This window comes from Parapedobacter sp. (assembly GCF_053550995.1).
On sequence record NZ_JBMQOC010000039.1, the window covers coordinates 13,461 to 30,251 of the forward strand.

Annotated in this window: 9 protein-coding genes; 7 read left to right on the forward strand and 2 right to left on the reverse strand. The window is 53.1% G+C overall.

All coding sequences use genetic code 11. From position 1 onward, the window contains the following. Positions 1-103: 103 nt before the first annotated feature. Together ACO1NT_RS05855 and ACO1NT_RS05860 are read right to left on the reverse strand one after the other, a co-directional pair. Entirely contained in the window at positions 104-1,357 is a 1,254-nt protein-coding gene (locus tag ACO1NT_RS05855) for an efflux RND transporter periplasmic adaptor subunit (protein WP_449047489.1), read from the reverse strand. Positions 1,358-1,512: 155 nt separating this feature from the next. Beyond that, positions 1,513-2,817, reverse strand: a complete 1,305-nt coding sequence (locus tag ACO1NT_RS05860; RefSeq protein WP_449047490.1) for a UDP-N-acetylmuramoyl-tripeptide--D-alanyl-D-alanine ligase — start codon at positions 2,815-2,817, stop codon at positions 1,513-1,515. 176 nt (positions 2,818-2,993) lie between these two features. Here ACO1NT_RS05860 and ACO1NT_RS05865 point away from each other — a divergent pair, with 176 nt between their 5' ends. From ACO1NT_RS05865 to ACO1NT_RS05895, 7 genes are all read left to right on the forward strand, one after another. Continuing rightward, positions 2,994-4,805, forward strand: a complete 1,812-nt coding sequence (locus ACO1NT_RS05865; protein ID WP_449047491.1) for an N-acetylmuramoyl-L-alanine amidase — start codon at positions 2,994-2,996, stop codon at positions 4,803-4,805. 37 nt (positions 4,806-4,842) lie between these two features. Further along, positions 4,843-6,348 (forward strand): glycoside hydrolase family 10 protein, encoded by a 1,506-nt coding sequence (locus ACO1NT_RS05870; RefSeq protein ID WP_449047492.1) that lies wholly within the window; start codon positions 4,843-4,845, stop codon positions 6,346-6,348. Positions 6,349-6,364: 16 nt separating this feature from the next. Beyond that, entirely contained in the window at positions 6,365-8,476 is a 2,112-nt protein-coding gene (locus ACO1NT_RS05875; protein ID WP_449047493.1) for a S9 family peptidase, read from the forward strand. A 47-nt stretch (positions 8,477-8,523) separates the two neighbouring features. Next, a complete protein-coding gene (locus tag ACO1NT_RS05880) occupies positions 8,524-10,929 on the forward strand; it encodes a serine hydrolase (protein WP_449047494.1) in 2,406 nt (801 codons plus the stop codon). Between the two features lie 13 nt (positions 10,930-10,942). Next, positions 10,943-11,758 carry a hypothetical protein gene (locus ACO1NT_RS05885; protein WP_449047495.1) on the forward strand — a complete coding sequence of 272 codons (816 nt, stop codon included), beginning with the start codon at positions 10,943-10,945 and terminating at the stop codon, positions 11,756-11,758. Positions 11,759-11,972: 214 nt separating this feature from the next. Then, positions 11,973-15,152 (forward strand): SusC/RagA family TonB-linked outer membrane protein, encoded by a 3,180-nt coding sequence (locus tag ACO1NT_RS05890; RefSeq protein ID WP_449047496.1) that lies wholly within the window; start codon positions 11,973-11,975, stop codon positions 15,150-15,152. A gap of 15 nt (positions 15,153-15,167) precedes the next feature. After that, the gene (locus tag ACO1NT_RS05895; RefSeq protein WP_449047497.1) at positions 15,168-16,604 is read left to right on the forward strand and encodes a SusD/RagB family nutrient-binding outer membrane lipoprotein; all 1,437 of its coding nucleotides are present in this window, start codon (positions 15,168-15,170) and stop codon (positions 16,602-16,604) included. Positions 16,605-16,791 lie beyond the last annotated feature (187 nt).

Below are 16,791 nucleotides of genomic sequence, written 5' to 3' on the forward strand. Positions count from 1 at the left end.
CTATACGATTAGTACAAAGGTGCCTGAAAGGGCACCTTCATTGGACAATGGTCAAACTTAGCTGATATAAGGGGCTATGGCAACCTGTGCCATCCCGTTTTCATCAATCGCTGATGCTCAACTCCTGTACCCGATCATAGGTTTCGTAGCTCGATGTCACTACTTTATCACCCGGTTCGAGCCCGCCGATCACTTCATAGTAGTCGGGGTTCTGGCGGCCTAGCTGCACATCCACCCGGTAGGCAGTTTTGCCGTCCTCGGCGAGCTTGAATACCCAGTTGCCACCGGTTTGCTGGTAGAAGCCACCTTTAGCGAGCAATATCGCTTTGGTTTCGTCGCTAAGGGCTAAGCGGATTTGCAAGGTTTGGCCGCGACGGATGCCATCGGGCACCTCATTGATAAACTCCATATCCACCTGGAAGCGGCCATTGGTCACTTGGGTGTATACTTTCTTGATAACGAGTTGGTAGCTTTTGCCAGCAAAGGTGAATTCCCCTTCAAGGTCGGGATATATCCGGGATATGTAGTGCTCATCGATATCCGCACGCACTTTGAAGCCCGTTAGCACATCTATCTGTCCCAGGCGCTCGCCAGGGCTTTTACTTTGTCCGATTTCGGCATCGAACGAGGTCAACTGTCCATCTACCGGCGCACGCAGGATGAGGTCGCCCACCTTACGTCGCATCAATTCCAGCGCTGACATCCCGCTGGCATACAGTTGTTTGTTCTGTTCTAGGGTTTGGGCACTGCGTATCGAATCCTGGGCGATGTTCTCGCGGGTCAGCTTGATGCGCTCCACTTGGTAGTCGTAGTTGTTTTTTGCCTGTAGGTATTCCTGCTTTCCAACGGCCTTCTTTTCGTAGAGGGTTTTATTGAGGTCGAATACCCTTTTGGCTTCCTTCAGGGCATTTTCTGCATCGGCCATCTGGTTACGGTTTGCAATAGACGTCTGCTGTGCGGCGGTCTGGGCAATCTGCATTTGGGTGAGGTTGTTATATACCTGCGTTTCCTGTGTGACGAGGCTTAACTCCAAGTCGGTATTGGAAAGTCGCATAATCGGGTCCCCTTTTTTGAGTTTGGCACCGTCTTCCACGAATTTCTCTTCCACGCGGCCGCCTACAGACGCATCTAGGAAGATGCTGGTGATGGGCAATACGGTGCCATTTACCGGAATAAATTCGCGGAACGAATCTTCTTTCACTTCGGATATGGTAATCCGTTCGGCATCCACATTGAGCCTTGCATTACCGGAGGTAAAATAATAGCTGGCGGCGATAAGCGCCAAAATCCCTGCGCCCCCCGCAACCATTGTGATGCGTTTACTGTTCCATCGTTTTTTCGGTAATGCTCTATCCATTTTCTTTTTTTAATGATCGGTGGATGTTGGCCACCAACCCCCATGCATACAATGCCGTGCCAAAAAAACAACTGGCTTTAATTCAGGTTTTTGTGGAGCCCGATAAAATCAAACTGTTCGATATCGGACACCTAATGTGCGGTAGCGGACAGCGATCACAGGGTGTCCACCAATTTTTCAAAGGCCATACCCCGCGAGGCTTTCAGTAGCACCAATGCGTTTTGGATCGGTGTCTGCGTGAGTGCCTCTTTCGCTGCTTCGGTGGTTTCGTAGAATTCGGCTTCGTTTTGTCGGTGTTCGTAAAATGCTTTTCCTACAAACAGTCTCCGGGCTGCCTCTACCGAAAGTGCGGTTTCAATCACTTTGCGGTGTTCTTCATAGCTGTCGTTACCCATTTCAAACATATCGCCCAACACGATAGCCTTCCGATCCGCCGCCAATGTGCGCAAATTCTCGAGCGCTGCCGCCATACTACTGGCATTGGCATTGTAATAATCGCAGATGAGGGTGTTACGGTCTGTCTTCGTGAGTTGCGACCGGTTATTGGTAGGCTGGTAACCATTTATTCCTTCACCGATCTGTTCCGGCGATACCCCGAAATGTTGACCAATAGCGATGGCAGCAAGGATGTTTTCGGTATTGTAAGCACCGGTCAATTGGGTGCATACGGTATGGTGGCTACGGCTTTCGGAGGCTGCCCATTGGATATCCAGTAACGGATTGGCAGAGACTAGCTTCCCCGAAACGCTATTTTCCGGCGAAAAGCCATAGGTTACCAATTGCCGTACGTGGCGTTGGGCAACCATTTCACGGAGTATGGGGTTGTCGTTTTGCAGGAATAGGGTGCCGTTGTGTGAGGCTAGATAGTCATATAGCTCCCCTTTTGCCTTCTTTACCCCGTCGAAGCTCCCGAACCCTTCCAGATGGGCTCTGCCTACGTTGGTGATTAGCCCGTGCGTGGGTTCGGCAATCCCGCAAAGGAAAGCGATTTCGCCGACATGGTTGGCGCCCATTTCGATGATCGCGATTTCCGTCTGTGCGGTGATGGAAAGGATGGTCAGCGGAACGCCGATGTGGTTATTTAGGTTGCCTTTGGTCGCATAGGTGCTGAACTGCTGGGACAATACCGCTTGGATCAGTTCTTTCGTTGTGGTTTTCCCATTGGTACCCGTAATGCCGACCACGGGAATCCCGAGCTGGCTGCGGTGGTGCCGTGCCAACTCCTGGAGGGACGTGAGCACATCCGACACATATAGGTAGCGTTGGTCATCGCCGTCCTGTGGTTCATCCACTATGGCATAACTGGCCCCTTTGTCGAGCGCTTGCGCAGCGAACTGATTGCCGTTGAACCTTTCGCCCTTTAAGGCGAAAAACAGACTGTTGGGTGGGATATTGCGGGTATCCGTGCTGATAACAGGATGTTTAAGGTAATATGAATACAATGACTCGGCTTCCATCATGCAAGTTTAGGGAAAAAGTTTGGTTAGGAAATAGGCAAAGTGCGCACTTTTTGCGAAAGAATCCCGGAGGCATATACGCATTCTTGCAACATTATTAATGAAAATGCAACAACACGCATTATATTCGACTATTTTTCTTATCCTTGCTTTACCAAAAGGTAAGCCAGTTAAATACAATGGGAAAGACGATGGGTATGGTACCGGTGATCGGTCAGTATATACGAGTGAAAAATAGGTGGAAACTGTACGCCGTGAAGTTAAGTCTGTGTCTTTGTTCCGGGGTCGGTATCGGTTTGTCCGTCGCGCAGGGCCAGCAGAAAGACCGACTGGAAATAACGTCGCCGGCAACAGACCATGCGATCGTAACGGATACACCGGCGTACTTCCGGGGGGTAGCCGACCCCGCTGGTGCGTTATTCATCAACGGTATCGAGGTGCCCGTTTACGGTACGGGTGTGTTTGCGGCACCCTTACCGTTGCAGGAAGGAACCAATGAATTGCTGGTATGGCACGTGTTGGGTACCGATACGTTACGCCGGTCTATAATGGTCGTGTATGAGAAACCGGCGCCGCCGAAACCCACGACTGGTTTCGCCATCGAGTATGCCCGGATATTGCCCGGGGGCGACCTATGGTTGCGACCCGGCGACCTGTTGCAGGTAGAAATGAAAGCGACCCCGGGTATGGAGGCTACGTTTTACAATGGTATCCCTCTTTTTGAAGCCGATACGGCGGAAACCGGCGTACCGGGCATTTACCGCGGCGAATACGTCATCCGACCGTCAGATGACGTTGCCGATGCACCGGTTTCGTTTTCCCTCCGCGATAAAACGACGCGGAAAACCATGGCGGTAAAGAGCGACCAGCGTCTCACCGTATTGAATCAGTCGCATGTGCTTACCGGGCTCACAACCAGCGAGGCCCCCCTATATTACGGATTGGGTTCCGACCGGCTCGGTGGGGCCAAGATGGGCTACTTGGATAGCCTGGTCAAGCTGGAAGTAACGGGCCGGATGAGTGAGATGTACCGTGTGCGGCTTTCGGGGCAGGCGCAAGCCTATATCCCCGTGAATAATGTGCGGCTTCAGCATGGAGCGCATTTCCGCCCCTATTCGCTGACGGGGAGTTGGTCCGTAACGTCGGACAGCACGTACGACTTTGTGCGGATCGGTTTGGATGAACGTCTCCCTTACACCCATGTGGTGCGGCAGCACCCCACGTGTATCGTGGTTGATATTTATGGTGCTGTCTCAAATAGCAATTGGATTACCCAAAAAGAAGGGCTCGTAGCGATTGAGGACGTATGGTATGAGCAGGTCAGCAAAGACGTGTTCAGGGTGTTCATCGAACTGAAGAAGGAGCAGCTTTGGGGCTACCAGGTGGGTTATGAAGGCAATCGATTGGTTGTTCGGGTAAAACCGCAGCCCGATACGCTCGACCTCCGCGGACTTACCGTTGCTGTGGATGCTGGTCATGGTGGAAGCAATCGGGGTGCCGCGGGTATGACTGGCGTGGTGGAGAAAACCCTCAACCTGGCTATGGCCCTGAAACTGAAGGCTGCGCTGGAGGCGGCGGGGAGTAACGTGATTATGACGCGCACGCGCGACCAGTCGGTCAGGAATAGCTATCGCCTGCAGCGATTCCGGCAATCGGATGCGGATCTGTTGATCAGTATCCATTGCAATTCGTCGCGTAACCCGATGGTGCAGGGCGTGTCTACCTATTACCGGCACCAAGCGTACCGTCCACTGTCGCAACATATCCTTGGCGAGATGCGAAAGCTTGGGTTGGCCGATTTTGGCAATGTAGGTGGGTTTAACTTTACGTTGAATGCACCGACGGAATTGCCCAATGTATTGGTGGAGGTAGGGTTCCTTTCCAATCCGGCTGATGAAGAGCGGTTGCTGGATGATGCGTTCCATGAAGAAGTGGCCGAACATATCGTGGAAGGTGTGCGGGGATTTCTAAAGGAGACCGCTGGACAGTAATCAAGGATTCATGATGGGTAGATAAACTAAACGGAATATGATAAAACGAACCTGGCTAACGTTGCTGCTCGGCATGCTTGGGTGGACCTTTTGCCATGCGAAATCGCCCCTACCAAAGGATTCTACGGCCTATTCGGACCCCCTGCCGGCCATGCGCGAGTTCCGGGCAGCTTGGGTGGCCACCGTTGCCAACATCAATTGGCCGAGTAAACCCGGCTTAAGTACGGCTGATCAACAGGCCGAGGCCCTCGTACTCCTGGATTTCCTCAAAGACCACCATTTCAATGCCGTCATTTTCCAGGTACGGCCGCAAGCCGACGCATTATACGATAGTAAGCTCGAACCCTGGTCGTGTTACCTAACTGGTGAACAGGGTAGGCCGCCCAGCCCCTACTACGATCCACTGGCCTTTTGGGTAGACGAAGCACACAAGCGTGGACTCGAGTTACATGTGTGGCTCAATCCTTATCGTGCCCACCACATAGCGGCGGGCGAAGTGGAGCCGTCGTCCCTTGTCAACAAAATGCCCGAGTCGGTGGTTAAACTCAAGGAAGGCTACTGGTGGTTCGACCCCGCAAAGAAAACCACGCAAGACCACTCGGCGGCGGTGGTGATGGATATCGTGAAGCGCTATGATATCGATGGTGTACATTTCGATGATTACTTTTATCCGTATGAGTCTTACAATGGCGGTGCAGACTTCCCCGATAACGATTCGTGGGCGACCTACCAACGGACCGGTGGCAAGCTTTCGCGTGGCGATTGGCGCCGGAGTCAGGTAAACCAGTTTATTGAGCGTGTATACCGCGGAATCAAGGCCACCAAGAAGCACGTGAAGTTTGGGTTGAGCCCTTTCGGTATTTGGCGCCCCGGTTATCCGAGCGGTATCGCTGGCATGGACCAGTACGACAAGCTTTACGCCGATGCCAAGCTGTGGTTGAACAAAGGCTGGATAGACTATTTCACACCGCAGTTGTATTGGCCGATATCCCAAATACCCCAAAGCTTCCCGGTGCTGCTGGGTTGGTGGCAGCGCGAAAACACACTGGGTCGGCACCTTTGGCCGGGCATGAATGTAGGACGGGGCGGCAACGAGGCAAACGTGAAAGAAGTAATCAACCAGATCATGATCACACGTGGCATGGTGCCGGCCAGTAAGGGGGCCGTGCATTGGAGCATCTCATCACTTACCCGCTATCCACTGGTGGCGCAAGGGCTTTTGGAGGGCCCCTATAAAAAGGAAGCGCTGGTACCTGCCAGCCCATGGTTGGGCAATGAGGCACCCGACGCACCGGTGGTTACCCAAGAAAAACGTGGCCGGGAAGTGGCAGTAAGCTGGTCCCACGCCGACCCCGACGATGTGTTCAAGTGGGTAGTGTACTGCCGTTATGGCGATCATTGGGATTACACCATCTTGCCGCGCGATGCCCGGACGCTGCAACTGGCCGCTTATGCAGACGATGGCGAAACCGCACTGGCGGATGTCAGGGTAACCGCTGTTGACCGGCTGGGCAATGAGAGCGGTTTTGACAACAGACATTAGACAACAGACACTAGATATGAAACAAGTGATTAAATCAATCCGTTATTTCTTGTTGGGGTGGGCTGCCTGCCTGGTGGGCAGTCAGCCCGTTGCTGCCCAACAGCTTACCCTGGAGGCTTTCACATCCTATCCCTTCCCTTCCGAATTAACCACATCGGCCTCGGGCAACCGGGTGGCTTTGGCCATCAACGAGCAAGGGCGGCGCAACCTTTACGTCGCCGAAGGTCCCGCCTTCGAACTACGCAAACTAACCCGCTACGACGACGACCTCGGCGATGAGATCACCAGTGTACAACTTTCGGCCGATGGGCAGTGGGTGGTTTATGTGAAAGGGGGCGACCATGGCGGTAGTAATGCAAGCACACCGCGTAATCCGGCTTCGCTACCCGAAGCTACCAAAGTGCAGGTATGGAGTGTTCCTTTTGCGGGGGGTGACCCTCTTTTATTGGCAGATGGCGACTCGCCGGTTGTTTCACCTACCGGCGATCGGGTCGCGTTCATTCGCCAGGGACAGGTATGGGTAAGTGCTCTAGATGGTTCGGCCAAAGCTGAGCAACTGTTCTATGCAAGGGGTTCCAATGGCTCCCTGCGGTGGTCGCCCGACGGCACTGCGCTGGCCTTTGTGTCATCGCGGGGTAGCCATTCGTTGGTCGGCATATTCCGCGACGCCCAAACACCCATCCAGTGGATCGCGCCAGCGTTTGCCCGGGATGGCTCACCACGGTGGTCGCCCGATGGAAAGCATATCGCCTTCATCCGCAAAGACGCATGGGGTGGAGCGCCCGACTCGCTCCTCAACCCGGTCATCAACCCTTGGGCGATATGGGTAGCCAATATCGAAGACGGTACGGAAACCCTGCTTTGGAGCGCGCCCCGTACGCCGCAAGGCGCCGAGCCGACCACCAATGGGGGAACCAATCTGCATTGGGTAGGCAAGGACCGGATCACCTTCGTCTCCTACCACGACAGTTGGCCTCACCTGTACTCCATCCCCGATACGGGTGGCGAAGCGTTGCTGCTGACCCCCGGCGATTTCATGGTAGAGCACGTCAAACCCTCTCCCGACGGGGAGTGGCTGCTGGCCAGCGCCAATACCGGGCCGGACAGCGACGATATCGACCGCCGCCACCTCATTGCCGTATCCGTGGATAAGGCCGATATGCGCATCATCACGCCTGGTCACGGAATCGAGACATTTCCCCATATCACGGGCGATGGCAATCACCTGGTCTTTCTCAGTGCCACCGCTACGCGTCCCTCCGTGCCGGCTGTATTGCCTTGGCCCGGGACCAAGGATGATATCCGCCTGTTGGGCGATCACCTCATCCCCGCGGAACTGAAAAATGCACCGCTGGTTACCCCCAGCCGCGTGGAGTTCAAGGCCGCCGATGGCATGACGGTTTATGGCCAGCTTTTCGAACCTGCAGGCGGTGCTGCCAAGAAACCCGCCGTCGTCTTCATCCACGGTGGTCCGCAGCGGCAGATGCTGTTGGGCTGGCACTATGGCGACTATTATTCAAACACCTATGCCCTGAACCAATACCTTGCGAGCCGCGGGTTTGTGGTGTTGTCGGTCAACTACCGACTGGGCATCGGATACGGTTTCGATTTCCATAAGCCCCTTTTCGCCGGTCGATACGGCGCCGCGGAGTACCAAGACATCAAGGCCGCGGGCGAGTGGCTCGCCGAGCTACCACAAGTCGACGCTAGCCGCATCGGCGTATACGGTGGGTCCTATGGCGGGTACCTTACGGCACTTGCCCTTGGCAAAGATTCCGACCTGTTCGCGGCAGGGGTGGATATCCACGGGGTGCACAACTATATCGGCCGTATCCCGCCAGTGAGTGCCGAGCCTGCTCCCGACGCCGAAAAGGCTATCGAGTTGGCCAAGACCTCGTCGCCGGTATCCTACGTGGATAGCTGGCGATCGCCCGTATTGCTTATCCATGGCGATGACGATGCCAATGTCGATTTCGAACAAACGATAGACCTGCTGAACCGATTGAAGCGCAAGGGTGTGCCGCATGAGACGCTCATGATCCCCGATGACACCCACCACTGGATGCTGTATAAGCACCAAGTGCAGGTAGACCGGGCGGTAGCCGAGTTTTTGGAAAGGCATTTATGAGACAATCGACAACAGACAATCGACAACAGACACTAGAGAGGGGACATATGATGAAGTATAAATTTTTACCTGTAATTTTCGGGATTTTATTATGGTCTTCAGCGCGCGCCCAATCCGCGGGCCTGCCACCCGATCTCGACGCCTATGTGGAGCGCATACTCCGTGAGTTCGATGTTCCGGGGTTGGGACTGGGTATCGTGAAAGATGGACAGGTTGTGCTGGCCAAAGGCTATGGCGTCAAACGCCTGGGATATCCGGATAAGGTCGATGAAAATACCCTGTTCAGTATTGCCTCCAACAGCAAGGCGTTCACGGCTACGGCCTTGGGCATGCTAGTGGAAGAAGGCAAGCTGAGGTGGGACGACCGCGTAACCGCGTATCTGCCATGGTTTGCAGTATCCGATAGCTATGTAACCCATCACCTCACCGTGCGCGACCTGCTGGTGCACCACAGCGGCCTCCCGGCCTACGTGAACGACATGCTCCTATTCCCGCCGGCCAACCTCACCCGCAAAGCATTGCTCCTCAAATTGAAAGATGTGCCCTTGGCATACGACTTCCGTTCGGTTTACGCCTACGACAATATTCTTTACCTCGCCGCAGGCGAGGTGGTGGAGGCTGTTTCGGGCATGAGCTGGGAAGACTTCGTCAAGCGGCGGATTTTCGATAAGGTGGGAATGGGCCATAGCATCAGCCGGTTTTCCGAGCTGCGCCAACAGCCCAATGTAGCCTATTCCCACGCCCGCCGTGATGGGAAGGTGAAGGTTATCGAACAGTTCTTCGACTCCAACATTGGCGATCCGGGCAATCCGGCCGGCGGTATTGCCGCCTCGGCTGCAGACATGGCGAATTGGCTGATTACGCAGCTCGACTCGGGGCGAACACCTGAAAAAGGCCTGCTGTTCCATCCCGAAACCACCGAAGAACTTTGGAAGGTCGTCCGGCCGATGCCCATCAGCAAGGAGCCGGCATGGCTCAAACCCGCACAGAAACATTTTTATGGCTATGCGCTTGGCTTCCGTACCTACGATTACCGCGGCGAGCAGGTGGTGGGCCATGGCGGTGCGCTCACCGGGTTTGTATCACAGATTGCGATGCTGCCCGAACGAAGGCTGGGAGTGGTCGTACTTACGAACCAATCCGTATCCAGTGCTTATTGGGCCATCATCCACCACATTTTGGACCACTACTTAGGTGCGGAGCCGTTCGACTGGTTGGCGGGCTATAAGAAAGGGGTGGACCGCTCGTTGGCCCGGCAAGATTCCATCCGCAAGGCGACCGTACCCGTGGTCGCCGACCCCATGATGAAGCCCTCCTTACCACTCGATGCATACGTAGGGGTCTACCACGACGACTTCATCGGCCGCATCGTGGTGGGCCACCAGGGGGATACCGCCTTACGGCTGGACTTCGTCCGTTCGCCACAATACAGTGGCACGCTTTTGCCGTTCCATGGCGACCTTTTCCGGCTGATTACCGACAATCCCGAGCGGGACGGTGATGCCTACCTGACCTTTTTGCTCAATGCCGACAAGTCCATCCGTGAAGGACGGTTCGTCGCCGAGCGGGCAACCGACCGGACCTCACTGTCGCGCATTGTGCTACGGCCAGACAAAGACGCTATATTGGATACCACAGCGTTGCGCGAGCGTATCCGGGAGGTGTTGGGCAAATATCCCGAAGGCCGGTTTGCTTATGCATTTATGGATGTGGAAAGTGGACAACGGGTACTTTTCCACGAAAACGAATCATTCCACGCGGCCAGCACCATGAAAACGCCGGTGATGATCGAAGCCTTCAAACAGGCGGGACAAGGGAAGTTTGCGCTTACGGATTCCATCACCGTTTACAACACGTTTAGGAGCATCGTGGACAAGAGCCGGTACGCTTTATCGCCCGAGAGCGATAGCGAGCAGGCGTTATACACCAAAGTGGGCGATAAAGTCACCTGGCACGACTTGTTGTACCGGATGATCACCGAAAGTAGCAACCTGGCCACGAATATCATTATCGACCAAGTGGGGGCCAAGAACGTGATGAAGACGATGAAGCATATCGGTGCCGACGACATCCGAGTACTGCGCGGAGTAGAAGATATCAAGGCTTATGAAAAAGGCCTTAATAACACCACGACAGCATATGACCTCATGCTTATCTTCGAGCAGCTGGCCACCGGTGGCGTGGTGAGCGAAGAGGCCTGCAAGCAGATGCTGGCAATCCTGATGGATCAACACCACCGGGGTATCATCCCAGCCAAATTGCCCGACGACGTAAAAGTAGCCAATAAAACAGGATCGATCACCCACATCCTGCATGATTCGGGTATCGTCTACCTACCCGATGGCCGCCGGTATGTATTGGTGCTCCTATCCGGTGGGCTGGAAGAAGGAAAGGCGAAGGCAGCCCTCTCCTCGGTGTCTAAATTATTCTATGATTACATGGACGGAAAATAAAGCGAATTGCGGAATGGCACTACGGAATAACCTGTTCTTTTACCTTGCCTTTGCGGCAATGATTGCCGGCTGTTCTACGAATAGGCTGCCCGTCTTACCCCATAGGGGCAGCGAAATTGCGCCAATCGCAGGTGTGGTGAGTTACCTGGATACCCTTGATTTACAAGAACGGGAAGATTGGATAAAAAAGGAGATTTTGGCGGGTCATATTCCGAAGTTTCTGACTGAATGGGCCAAAATAGAGACAAACATCACCGCAGCCAACGGAGAATTGACCAAGGCTACCTATTATGTGACGCCCGACTACCTTGCTATCGGAAGGGATACCGATTTTTTCAGGATTCCGCTCACCCCTAAAACCGCACAGGCAATAGCCGACGAATTCCATTGCTTTTTACCGACAAGGAAAATGGTAGATGATATTTATCAAGCTGCAGCGGTAAAGTTGGAGCCCATGCCCCTGACAGAAGAACGGGAAAAAGTTTCCACGTTCTTTATCCACCATCGTATGATCGAGCAGCGACGCGATGGCAGGGCAGGGTTGATCGCGGGTATCAAGAAGGATGTGGTCATCAGCTATGCGATCGCTAGGGATAAAAGACCGAACCGCGTCGCCATTTACGGGTGGCATAAATCGGATGGTCTTCCCATACAGCCGTTATATACCGGACATGTCGATTGGTACGTAGATTACAGCCACGGTATCCGCCTAGTTTATGAAATGATAAAAGTGGACGGAAGATGGATGCATTACGAAGATGTATTGAATGACAAAGAGCTAAAAGGTCTGTTGTGCGACGAAGAGATATGCGGATTTAGTCGGTACTGAAGGCCTTGCTTTTGTTTGTTTGCGTCTTTATGCATGATATATCTTGTTCTCGGTGTTTGTTTTGACCATATTGGTGGATTGGAATGCGTTTTTTTGGGAGAAAAATATAAATATTGCTATAATCTGTATTTTTTATTAAAATTGTATTGCGTAACGAGGGGGGATGGGTGTGAAAAGGAAAATATGACTCGTCGATTAACTAACTAACACAAAAATGAAAACGCGAAGACAGTTAAAACAGCTAGGCAACATGCTGCTTGCCTTATTTTGGTTCGTGTCTACAGCCTATGCCCAGCAGGGTATGGTCAGTGGCCGCGTGGTAGACCAGCAAGGGCAGCCACTTGAAGGGGTAACGGTGACCGTGCAAAGCCAGGGTAGGCAGACCGTAACAGACAACAACGGGAATTACAGTATTGCAGCCACATCGGCGCATACGTTGGTATTTTCGCTGGTGGGCATGACCACCCAGGAAGTGGATGTCGGCAGCCGGTCAACCCTCAATGTTACTTTGGTGCCCTCGTCAGAAACACTCGGGGAAGTAGCGGTAACCGCATTCGGAATCAAGCGGGAAGAACGTTCCCTGGGCTATACCGCCCAGTCGGTTACGGCCGAGCAACTGACTGTCAACAAACAGCCCAACATGGTGAACGCGCTACAGGGAAAGATTGCAGGGGTGCAGATCCGTAATACCGGGGGTGCTCCCGGCCAAGGGGCAAAGATCCAGATACGGGGTATAAACTCGTTGGATCCAAGTCGTGAAAATTCCCCGTTGTTTGTCATCGACGGAGTGATTATGGATAATAGTACATCTACGCAGTTTTCTTCGGCCGGGGGGCGTGGAATGAGTAACCGCGCAGTAGATATCAATCCGGACGATATTGAATCGATGAACATCCTACGCGGCGGGGCAGCAACCGCGTTGTATGGCTTGCGTGGCTCAAACGGCGTGGTGGTCATCACCACCAAACACGGAAAAGCTGGCGATTTCCGCATCAATTACCAAGGTTCGGTGGGTATCGACGAGGTGAATAAATTCCCGAAGATGCAGGACGTCTATACACAGGGCTGGGGTGGTGTGTATGATACCGATTCCTTTTGGCCCGCTTATGGCCCAACGGTGGAGGAAGCCCGTGAAATCGATCCCACCCATCCAGCCAAGCTGTATAATTACCTGGAAGATGCCTTTGATACAGGACATCAATATAAAAATACGTTAAGCGTATCGGGCGGGTCCGGACGGATAACCTACTATTCTTCCCTGTCGCAATTCAAGCAACAGGGTATCATGCCGTTTACGGACTTCAAGAACCTACAGGGGCGGTTGAACACCCAGGTGAAAGCGAGCGAAAAATTCAGTATAACGACCAACATGAGTATCAACAACAGCGGCGGCAATCGCGGCAACGCGGGGCTGTATAACGAGCAGTTGGCTTATTGGGTGCCGCGTTATGACGTGAGGCACTACCAAAAGGAAGACGGTACGTTATATATGGCCTTTCCCGGGCTATCCGAAAACCCGATTTACGTCGCCAAAACCAACCGTTTTGAAGATGATGTGCTGCGTTTCATTGGTAATACCACGTTCAATTACAATCCGTACGAGTGGCTGGGCCTTACCTATACACTCGGCGTAGACGCTTACCGCGACAACAGGCAGGGCACGGCGCCTGGGTTTCAGGGACTGGAAGGTGAGATATTGGTTGGTGTAAACGGTGCCGATGTGGATGGGGCGGGTGGACTTGGATTCTACAACGTATATGATACCAAATACCGGACCTTCAATAGCACGTTTATGATCAATCTCTCCCACCAGCTGTCGTCGGACTTCCACGGTTCGCTGCGGCTCGGTAACGAAATCTTTGATCGGAAAATCTATCGTTCGGCTACCGAAGGTTGGGACCTAACCATTTGGAACTGGTACCATATGAGCAATGTGAATGAGCTGCGGACGGATACCTATCGGGAGGATTACAGGCTGATGGGTACATTTGCCGATGCGACGCTGAGTTTCAGGGAGTACCTTTATCTGAATGCAACCCTCCGAAACGATATGACCTCGTCACTGCTCGCTCCGAACAATTCATTCTTCTACCCATCGGCAAGCATCAGTTACGTGATGTCTGACCACCTGACGCTGCCGAATGTGATTGACTACACGCGGTTGCGCTTTTCGTATGCGCAGATCGGAAAGGATGCATTGCCCTACGCTACCAGCTTGGGGTATACGGGCTATGACCTATTGCCCACTGGCCTCACTGGGTTTACTCGGGGCGAGCTGTTAGGTAATCCAGATCTGCAACCCGAATTTACCAACACTTTCGAGGCGGGTTTGGTGATGCGTTTCTTCGGCAACCGGCTCCGGTTTGACGGAAATTTCTACCATTCTATTTCCGAGGCCCAGATTATGCAGGCACCTATATCAACGACGACAGGGTATCGCATCGCCTCCCTTAATGTAGGCAACATACGCAATACTGGCGTGGAGCTGACGCTGGGCGGTACACCGGTGAAAAACCAGTACTTCACTTGGGATACCGAACTGAACCTATCGGCCAATAGGAACAAGGTGCTGTCGCTCAATGAGGATCTCGGCGGGGAGTTGGTGGTAGCCTCAGAATTTGGATACCTGAGCTCCAACGTAGAAATGCGCGTTATCCCCGGTCAGCCTTACGGGGTACTGTATGGCCGTACATACCAACGGTATTATACACCGGAAGAAATCGAGGCGGATGTGGATGAATCACTGAAGTTAGATGAAGGTCGGCCGCTGCTTATCGGTGACAACGGATTCCCTATGTTGAGCTCCGTTTCCGACGCGAAGCAATTGGGTAGTGTGTTCCCAAAGCTGATCGGCGGTTGGTACAACCGCGTTAGCTATAAAAACCTATCCGCTTCCGTGTTGATAGACGGTCAATTCGGCCAGAAATACTATAACCAAATGGATAACTTCTTGGCCGCCTTCGGCATGGCCGACTACACCGTCAACCGCAATGACCATATCGTTTTCGAAGGGGTGTTGGCCGACGGTACACCCAACACCCAACAGGTGTGGTTGGGGCAAGGTTATGATGAGGTAACGGACAGGGATTACGGCAATGGTTACTACCGGAACTATTATCGGGGCAATTCCGAGTATTTCGTGCAGAATGCCAGCTGGGTGAAGTTGCGTTCGGTGTCGGTCAATTATAGCTTGCCGGCCAGGTGGTTCGGCACCAGGTTCATCAAGAACGCTTCGGTGGGCCTGACGGGCAATAACCTGCTGGTGATTACCGATTACAATGGATATGACCCCGAAAACTCAACGAGCAACAGCGGGTCAAACGCGGAAGGATTTGCGGGGATGACCTACCCGGCGTTGCGGAGTTACTTGTTTACACTGAATGTTGGATTTTAATTGGGAGACAGAATCATGAATACCTCAATAGCAAAAATAACGAAAAGACTAACGATAGGGGGTCTGTCGCTGGTGTTGGCTTTCCATAGTTGCGGGGATTATTTTGATGTAGGCAATAATCCCAACTTGGTGACGGCGCCCAGTGTCAACTCGTTGCTGGCGTCGACGACCCATCGCGTGGGCATGAATGCCTATCGTTATGGCAGTGCGGTAGCCAATTATGTACAGTATATCGCTAGCCCTACGGAAGCATCGGCCACGGATATATATGACATCACCGATTTGTCCACATCGTGGTCGCAGGCCTACTACGGTATGTCAGACGCACACGACATGGTCGTGTTGGCTGAAGAGGCCGGTGCCGACTTGCATGTGGGTGTGGGCAAGCTGCTCATTGCCTACCAGCTTAGCTTGGTCTTTGATACTTGGGGGTCGGCTCCTTATTCGGAAGCATTTAACAAGGTGGAGACCTTTACGCCTGCGTATGATTCGCCGGAACAATTATACGCGTCGATCGGGCAATTGATCGACGAGGCGATCGTGGCGCTTGGTAGCACAGATGCGACCATGGAACTCGATGCCGACCTTGATGTGATCCATGGCGGAGATGTGGAGCGTTGGGTCCGTACGGCATATGGGTTGAAGGCACGGCACCTGAATAAGATAACGAAAAAGGCAAGTTACGACCCGCAGGCAGTACTCGCTGCCCTGGATAATTCTTATGCATCTGCAGACGATGACATGAAGATGGGGGTGTTCAACGGAGATAATCCATGGTCGGGTATTGCAACCAGTAATTTAGGAGGCTTGCTGGGCGGGTGGTTGTCTGCCAATTGGGTGAACCACCTCAATGGTGTTACCTATGGCATGGTCGACCCCCGGATTAGCCGGATTACGGACTTGACGGTCAATGGCGACTATAAAGGTACGCCCAATGGCGGCGGTAACCAAGGGCCGTTGGCCAATACCGTTTACGATGAGTGCTATATATCTACGAATAGTCCGATCAGCAGCGAGACGGCGCCGATTTATATCATGACCTATGCCGAGCTGAAGTTCGTTGAAGCGGAGGCCGCACTCCGCGCTAACCTGCAGGCCCGAGCATATGCCGCTTACCTCGATGGGATACAGGCAAGCATGGACATGCTGGGTGTGCCTGCGAGTGAAGCAACGGCATATAAAGAACGTGCCTCGGTGGGTGTCGGCGCGGCTGAGCTCACACTTGACCTGATCTTCAAGGAAAAATATGTGGTCACTTATCTTAACCACGAAGCTTGGAATGATGCCCGTCGGCACGATTACGGATATGAAGGCTTTCAAATGCCGCAAGGAGCAGTACTTCCAGCCTTTATCCGGCGCGTTGCCATCCCGAATACGGAAATCGTTGCCAACCGGCCCAACATTCCGGAGCAGGAATCGCTGGATACCCCGCTATGGTGGGATCAGCCCTAGCAACCCATACCTATTAAATCAAAAAAGAGCCTGTGTCGGTATACGATTACAGGCTCTTCTTTTGTCTTTGACTGGCGCATAAAGATGCAAATAAACTGAAGGCCAAAAAACTCTTATGTCTACATTTATCTATAACACAGTAATTTAATGTTTTGTATATGGCCTGAAAAATTTTGTTCAACTGTTT